General features: G+C 65.1%; 6 protein-coding genes. 4 read left to right on the forward strand and 2 right to left on the reverse strand.

Features of this window, described 5'->3' with window-relative positions; all coding sequences use genetic code 11:
• Positions 1-28: 28 nt before the first annotated feature.
• Together CF70_RS02320 and CF70_RS02325 are read right to left on the reverse strand one after the other, a co-directional pair.
• The gene (locus tag CF70_RS02320; protein ID WP_035859793.1) at positions 29-1,342 is read right to left on the reverse strand and encodes a hemolysin family protein; all 1,314 of its coding nucleotides are present in this window, start codon (positions 1,340-1,342) and stop codon (positions 29-31) included.
• Between the two features lie 95 nt (positions 1,343-1,437).
• Positions 1,438-2,391 (reverse strand): LysR family transcriptional regulator, encoded by a 954-nt coding sequence (locus tag CF70_RS02325; protein WP_035859796.1) that lies wholly within the window; start codon positions 2,389-2,391, stop codon positions 1,438-1,440.
• A gap of 132 nt (positions 2,392-2,523) precedes the next feature.
• On the opposite strand from CF70_RS02325, the gene CF70_RS02330 reads away from it, so the two are divergent.
• The 4 genes from CF70_RS02330 to CF70_RS02345 all read left to right on the forward strand — a co-directional run bounded on the left by CF70_RS02330 (position 2,524) and on the right by CF70_RS02345 (position 6,514).
• Positions 2,524-3,786, forward strand: coding sequence for a D-amino acid dehydrogenase (locus tag CF70_RS02330; protein WP_035859800.1), 1,263 nt, complete (start codon positions 2,524-2,526; stop codon positions 3,784-3,786).
• A 98-nt stretch (positions 3,787-3,884) separates the two neighbouring features.
• Positions 3,885-4,796 carry a glutamate/aspartate ABC transporter substrate-binding protein gene (locus CF70_RS02335; RefSeq protein ID WP_035859803.1) on the forward strand — a complete coding sequence of 304 codons (912 nt, stop codon included), beginning with the start codon at positions 3,885-3,887 and terminating at the stop codon, positions 4,794-4,796.
• A gap of 153 nt (positions 4,797-4,949) precedes the next feature.
• Entirely contained in the window at positions 4,950-5,747 is a 798-nt protein-coding gene (locus tag CF70_RS02340) for a transporter substrate-binding domain-containing protein (protein ID WP_035859805.1), read from the forward strand.
• A 107-nt stretch (positions 5,748-5,854) separates the two neighbouring features.
• Positions 5,855-6,514 (forward strand): amino acid ABC transporter permease, encoded by a 660-nt coding sequence (locus tag CF70_RS02345; RefSeq protein WP_035859808.1) that lies wholly within the window; start codon positions 5,855-5,857, stop codon positions 6,512-6,514.
• Positions 6,515-6,729 lie beyond the last annotated feature (215 nt).

Genomic DNA, 6,729 nt, shown 5'->3' on the forward strand with positions numbered 1-6,729 from the left:
GCCACGGTGGAGCGTTATCGCCGCGCGCTTACTGCTGGTACGGTTCCGCCGGTGGTAGCCGCGAGACCAGCAACTGATCGATCTTGTGGTGGTCGATATCCACCACTTCAAAGCGGAAACCCGCCGTCTCGATGGCTTCCGACTTCTTCGGGATGCGCTTGAGCGTGTAGATCACCAGCCCGGCGGCGGTATCGACGTAATCCTCGCCGGGCAGCTCGTCCAGCTCCAGCGCCTTCTTAAGGTCCACCAGCGGCGTGAGGCCGTCGACCAGCCATGAGCTTTCGTCGCGCCGCACGATCTGTTCGTCTTCGGTGGAGTAGATGATGTTGCCCATCAGCGCGCCGACGATATCGTCGAGCGTGACGATGCCGACCACCAGCCCGTACTCGTTCATCACCACGGCAAAGTTCTGGTGCATCTCGCGAAAGCGCGTGAGCGACTCGGTGAGCGTGAGCGTGTCCGGGATCACCAGCACGTTCTTGTCGTGGTGCTTGCCGATATTGCCGATGTTGCCGATCACGCCGGTGGAATCGTCGGCGAGGAACATCTGCAGGATGTCCTTCGAATCGATATAGCCCAGCACGTCGTCGAGGTTGTGCCCGCACACCGGGTATTGCGCGTGCGGGTAATTGACCAGCTTGCGGCGCAGGCTGTCGGCGGGCTCGTCCAGGCCGACGTAGACCACATCGTCGCGCGGCGTCATCACGGCGGTGACGTTCTTGGCGTCGAGCTCGAACACGTTCTCGATCAGGTGAATCTCGTGCTTGTGCAGCACGCCCGCTTCCGCCCCGGCGTCGACCATGGCGGCGATGTCCTCAGAGGTGATCTGGTCGATATGCTTGGTGGGCACGCCGAACAGGCGCAGCGTGGCGTCGGCGGCGCCGTTGAACACATAGACGAGCGGCTTGAAGATCTTGATCAGGGTCAGCATCGGATCGATCACCACCAGCGCGCACGCTTCGGGGTACGTCATGGCGATGCGCTTGGGGATCAGGTCGGCGAACTGGATGAAAAGCAGGGTGACGATCAGGAAGGAGCCGACATTGGCGATGCGCTGCGTCGTGACGGCGTCCAGGTAGGGAAGCAGCGCGGCTTGTACCAGGTCGGAGACATGCTTCTCGCCGACGATACCCGCCAGGATGGCCACGCTGTTGACGCCGATCTGCACGATGGTGAAGAAGTTGCCCGGTTCCTCCTTGAGCAGCATGATCCTGGTGGCGCGGCGGTCGCCACGCTCGGACAGGGTCTGCAGCTTGGTGCGGCGCGAAGCGGTCAGCGCGATCTCGGATATCGAGAAGAAGGCGCTTACCAGGATGAGGAGAAGCAGGGTCAGGGCGAACATAGGTTTGGGAAAGCACCGTTCAGGCGCTTTGATGATGGTGCACGGCGCACGGTACTGTCAAATTCCTCAGCTTCCATCGAGGACGGCCGAAGGGCTCATTTAGGCGCGTGCTCGAAACTGACCGCCGGCGCCTCCAGCCGCTGCGGCAGCGCAGCAGCCACCTCCCGCGCCGCGGCGGCAAACTGCTCGCGCATATCGTCGGCCAGGCTGGAGCTGCCGCGGTGGCTGGCGCGCAGCAACTGGATCTCGAACGACAGGGCGGGCTTTACCTCGTGCAGCGAAACGCGCTCGGGGTTTGCGCCCAGCGCGGTGTACTGGTCGAGCAAGGTCAGGCCAAGGCCGGCATCGACCAGGGCCAGCGCCAGCGAGTAAGTCTGGACTTCCAGCGTGGAGCGCGGCTCGAGCGCGTTGCGTGCCAGCGTCTGGCGCACCAGCAGGCCGAGCGAGCTGTTGTCGTCGTAGGCGATGAAGGGGCGTTCCACCAGCCGGTGCATCGGCACGTCGGCCCGGCGCCCGCGCGACGAGAGCGGCTCGCCCCGAGGCACCGCCAGCAGCATCTGCCCGCTGGCCACCGGCTCGCTGGAGATGGCCTCGTGGCGCGGCGGCGAGAAGGCGAAACCCAGGTCGATCTGGTTGGCCAGCAGCCCCTGCACGATCTCGTCGGTGTGGTGGGTCAGCACCTGAACCTGGGTCTCGGGATGGCGCGCGCAGAAAGCGCGTACGGCAGGCACCAGCAAGGGGCTGGCCAGGCTCGGCGTGGCCGCCACACGCAGGCGGCCGGCACCTTTGTGGCGCAGGCTTTCGGAGACGCGCCGCACCCGCTCGATCTCGCCATAGAGCCGCTCGACGTCGCCATAGAGCGCGCTGGCCTCCGGCGTGGCCTGCAGCCTGCCCTTGACCCGGTCGAACAGGCGAAAGCCGAGCGTGGCCTCGGCATGCTGCAGCACGCGGGTGACGACAGGCTGCGAGACATGCAGCAGGCGGGCCGCCTCGCTGACGGTGCCGGTCAGCATGACTGCACGAAAGACCTCGATCTGGCGCAATCGCATCGGGTAACGGATGGTGCCTGGGGAGCACCTATAGCCTAAAGACATATTCTTGCACGTATTCGCATTGGGCAAGCCTGGCTGCTTGGTCTAACCTTCGTCGGATCGGATTGGATCGGGGCAGAGAGGCGGACGATGAAGGTTGTGATCGTGGGGGCGGGCGTGATCGGGATGAGCGCCGCGTGGCGGCTGGCAGGCGACGGGCACGAGGTGACCGTGCTGGAGCGGCACGGCGGCCCCGGCGAGGAAACCAGCTTCGCCAACGGCGGGCAGCTCAGCTACAGCTATGTCGCCCCCCTGGCCGGCCCGGGGGTGCTGGCCAAGGTGCCTGGCTGGCTGCTGCGTCCCGATTCGCCGATGCGCTTCCGGCCCTCGGGGGACCCTGCGCAGTGGCGCTGGCTGGCCGCGTTTGCCCGTGCCTGCAACGCCGCTACCAGCGAAGCCACCACGCGCAAGCTGCTGCGCCTTGCCTTTTACTCCCGCGACCTGATGCAGGATTTTGTCGATAGCCAGCCGGCGGAGTTCGGCTTCGCCCGGCGCGGCAAGCTCATTGTGCATCGCGATAAAGACAGTTTCGAGGCAGCCTGCCGCCTGCTCGACTACCAGGCCAGCCTGGGCTGCGAGCAACAGGCGCTGGACAGCGATGCGTGCGTGGCGCTGGAGCCGGCGCTGGCCGGCATGCGCGGCGAGATCGCCGGCGCCATTCATACCCCGAGCGAGGAAGTGGCCGATTGCCATCGCTTTTGCCTGGTACTGGCACAGTTGCTGCGTGGCAGGCCTGGCGTGTCGCTGCGCTTCGGCGCCAGCGTGCTGGGCATCGAGCGCGAAGGCGACCGTGTGACCGGCGTGCGCACCGCGTCCGGCATCGAGCGCGCCGATGCCGTGGTGGTAGCCGGCGGCATTGGCAGCGTGGCGCTGCTCAAGCCGCTGGGCCTGCGGCCGCCCTTGTGGCCGCTCAAGGGCTACAGCATCACGGTGCCGATCGCGGATGGCGCCAGCGCGCCGCATATCAGCATCACCGACTTTGCGCGCAAGATCGTCTATGCCCGCATCGGCAATACCTTGCGCGTGGCCGGCATGGCCGATCTGGTGCGCGCGGACACCGTCATCGACCGCGCGCGGATCGCCACGCTGGCCGACGAGACGCGCGCGCTGTTTGGCGACATCGCGCCGCGCATGGAACCTGGGCAGTTGCAGCCATGGGCCGGCCTGCGCCCGGCTACGCCGAGCGGCCTGCCGATGGTGGGGCCTTCGCGCCTGCGCGGCTTGTGGCTTGATATCGGCCACGGCGCGCTCGGCTTCACGCTGGCCATGGGCAGCGCGGGCTTGCTGGCGGATGGCCTGGCAGGACGCAGGCCGGTCATCGAAGCCGGGGATTTCGCAGGGACGCTGGCCTGAGCCGTAGCGCTGGCGTTGCAGTTTTGTTTGCGTCAAGGCGCAGAGACGTCACCACCTCAACACTTCACGAGCCGTCACCAACCCAAGGAGAAAGCGCTATGCAATCCAACGATCGTCCCCACCGATTCTCCCGCTGCCTGCTGGCTGCCGCCACGCTTGCGTGCGCCGCTGGCGCGGCCATCGCCGACGATGGCGAGACGCTACGCAAGATCAAGGATACCGGCGTGATCTCGCTGGGCTATCGCGAGTCGTCGATCCCGTTCTCCTATACCAATGGCAAGGACGTGATGGGTTACTCGCACGAAATCCTGCTGCAGATCGTCGACAAGGTGAAAACGCAGCTGCAGATGCCCAACCTGCAGGTCAAGCTGGTCCCGATCACTTCGCAGAACCGCATCACGCTGGTGCAGAACGGCACCATCGACATCGAGTGCGGCACCACCACCAACAACCTCGAGCGTCAGAAGCAGGTGGCGTTTTCCAACAGCCTCTTCGTCTATGGCCTGCGCATGCTGACGAAGAAAGAGTCGGGCGTGAAGGACTTCCCGGACCTGAAGGACCGCAACGTGGTGACCACGGCGGGCACCACCGACGAGCGCCTGCTGGTGAAGATGAACGGCGAGAAGGGCATGAACATGAACCTGATCGGCGCCAAGGACCACGGGCAGTCCTTCCTGATCCTGGAGACCGGCCGCGCGGTGGCCTTCGTGATGGACGAGCCGCTGCTGTACGGCGAGCTGACCAAGGCCAAGAACCACGGCGACTGGACGGTGGTGGGCACGCCGCTGCAGACGGAGAACTACGCGTGCATGTTCCGCAAGGACGATCCGTCCTTCAAGAAGCTGGCCGATGGCGTAATCGCCGGGCTGATGACCAGCGGCCGCGCCGAGCAGCTCTACAAGAAGTGGTTCCAGTCGCCGATCCCGCCGCGCGGCATCAATCTCAACTATCCGCTCTCGGCCGAGATGAAGGATCTTTACGCACAGCCTAACGACAAGGCATTCCAGTAGGCGAGGCGCAAGCGAGGCAGGCGCGGGCAGGGCGAATCGTTATTGCTGTGCAACGGGAAATTGCGGTAGGCTCAATGCAGGTCTACGCTCCTGGTGGGCCAACCGTTGGTGGCGCGAACGCGGTTCGCGCCGCTTGTGCTGACTGGAGAACATATGCGATCGCTTCGTACTGGCTGTCTCAGGGCACTGCTCGCTGTTTCGCTACTGGCTACGGGCGCCGCCGCGCAGGCCGCCGACCTGCTTGACAACGTGAAGCAGGCCGGCGTGCTGAAGATTGGCCTGGAGGGTACCTATCCGCCGTTCAACTACCGCGGCGGCGGCAATCAGCTGGAGGGTTTCGACGTCGACGTGGCCAAGGGCGTGGCGGCCCGGCTCGGCGTCAAGCCGGAGTTCGTCACCACCGAGTGGAGCGGCATCATTGCGGGGCTGCAGGCCGGCAAGTTCGATGTGATCGTCAACCAGGTCGCGGTCACGCCGCAGCGCAAGCAGGTGCTGGATTTCTCCACGCCTTATGTCTATTCGGCAGCGCAGCTGATCCAGCGCAAGGACGACAAGCGCCAGTTCAAATCGCTCGACGACCTGAAGGGCAAGAAGCTCGGCGTGAGCCTGGGCAGTAACTACAACGAACTGGCCAAGTCGGTGGCCGGCATCGACGTCAAGACCTATCCCGGCGCACCGGAGTACCTGCGCGACCTGGCGGCGGAACGCGTGGACGCCGCGCTCAACGACCGCCTGATGATCGGCTACCTGATCAAGACGTCGAGCCTGCCGCTGCGGCCCGGCGCGATCGTCGAAGGTGGCAATGCCGAGGTGGCGATCCCCTTCCGCAAGGACAATCCGAAGTTCAGGCAGGCCATTGACCGCGCGCTCGACGAGATGCGCAAGGACGGCAGCCTCGGCAAGCTCTCGGTGAAGTGGTTCGGCGCGGACGTGACCAGGCCGGCCAAGTAAGCGCGGGTTGCGCCTGCCAGGCGCGAGCCCGTCAACCGGGCGTTGTGACGTTGTGATGCTGCCACGGCCGCCCTCGTTGCCGTGGCCGGCATGCTCCAGGGCCTACCATGTCCGCTCTCCAGCTTGTCGCCGATTCGCTGCCCGTGCTGTTGCAGGGCATGTTGCTCACCATCAAGTTTGCCCTGCTGTCGATGGCCTTCGGGCTGGTGATCGGCACCGTGGTCGCCCTGATGGGCATCAGCCACCGGCGGGTGCTGATGGCCATCGCGCGGGTCTACGTCAGTATCATGCGCGGCACGCCGCTGCTGGTGCAGATCTTCGTGGTGTACTACGGATTGCCCGGCATCGGCATTGCACTGGAGCCCACGCCGGCCGGCGTGCTCACGCTGAGCCTGAACGTCGGGGCTTATCTTTCCGAAAGCATGCGCGGGGCCATCCTTGGCATCCCGCGCGGCCAGTGGCTGGCGGCTTATAGCCTGGGGCTGACCCAGGGTCAGACGCTGCGTTACGTGGTAGGGCCGCAGGCGTTGCGGCTGGCGGTGCCAAGCCTGTCGAACAGCCTGATCAGCCTGATCAAGGACACCTCGCTGGTGTCGGTGATTACCGTGACCGAACTGCTGCGCACGGCGCAGGAGGTGATAGCGGCAACCTACCAGCCGCTGCCGCTTTATCTTGCGGTGGCTGCGATTTACTGGATGCTCAGTACGGCGTTGTCGCAGGTGCAGCGGAGGTTGGAGCGGCGGTTGTCGTTGCCGGGGAGGCATTAGCTGGATAAGGGGTATAGGGGGAGGTGGTTTTTGATTTGGGCGGTGTTGGCTCTTGCCGCTCTTGCATTCAACAGCGATACGTCATCGCCCTGCGAGGTTGGTCGCTGTTTCTTTTTGCGGCGTTGGTTTTTGGACCCAAGTGCGTACGACATCCCCCTGCTGGGGTGGTCGCTGTCTCTTTGATCGGCGATGGTTATTGCACCCAAGGGCGTACG

The sequence above is a fragment of the Cupriavidus sp. SK-3 genome, assembly GCF_000611145.1.
In the GTDB taxonomy this organism is placed as follows: domain Bacteria; phylum Pseudomonadota; class Gammaproteobacteria; order Burkholderiales; family Burkholderiaceae; genus Cupriavidus.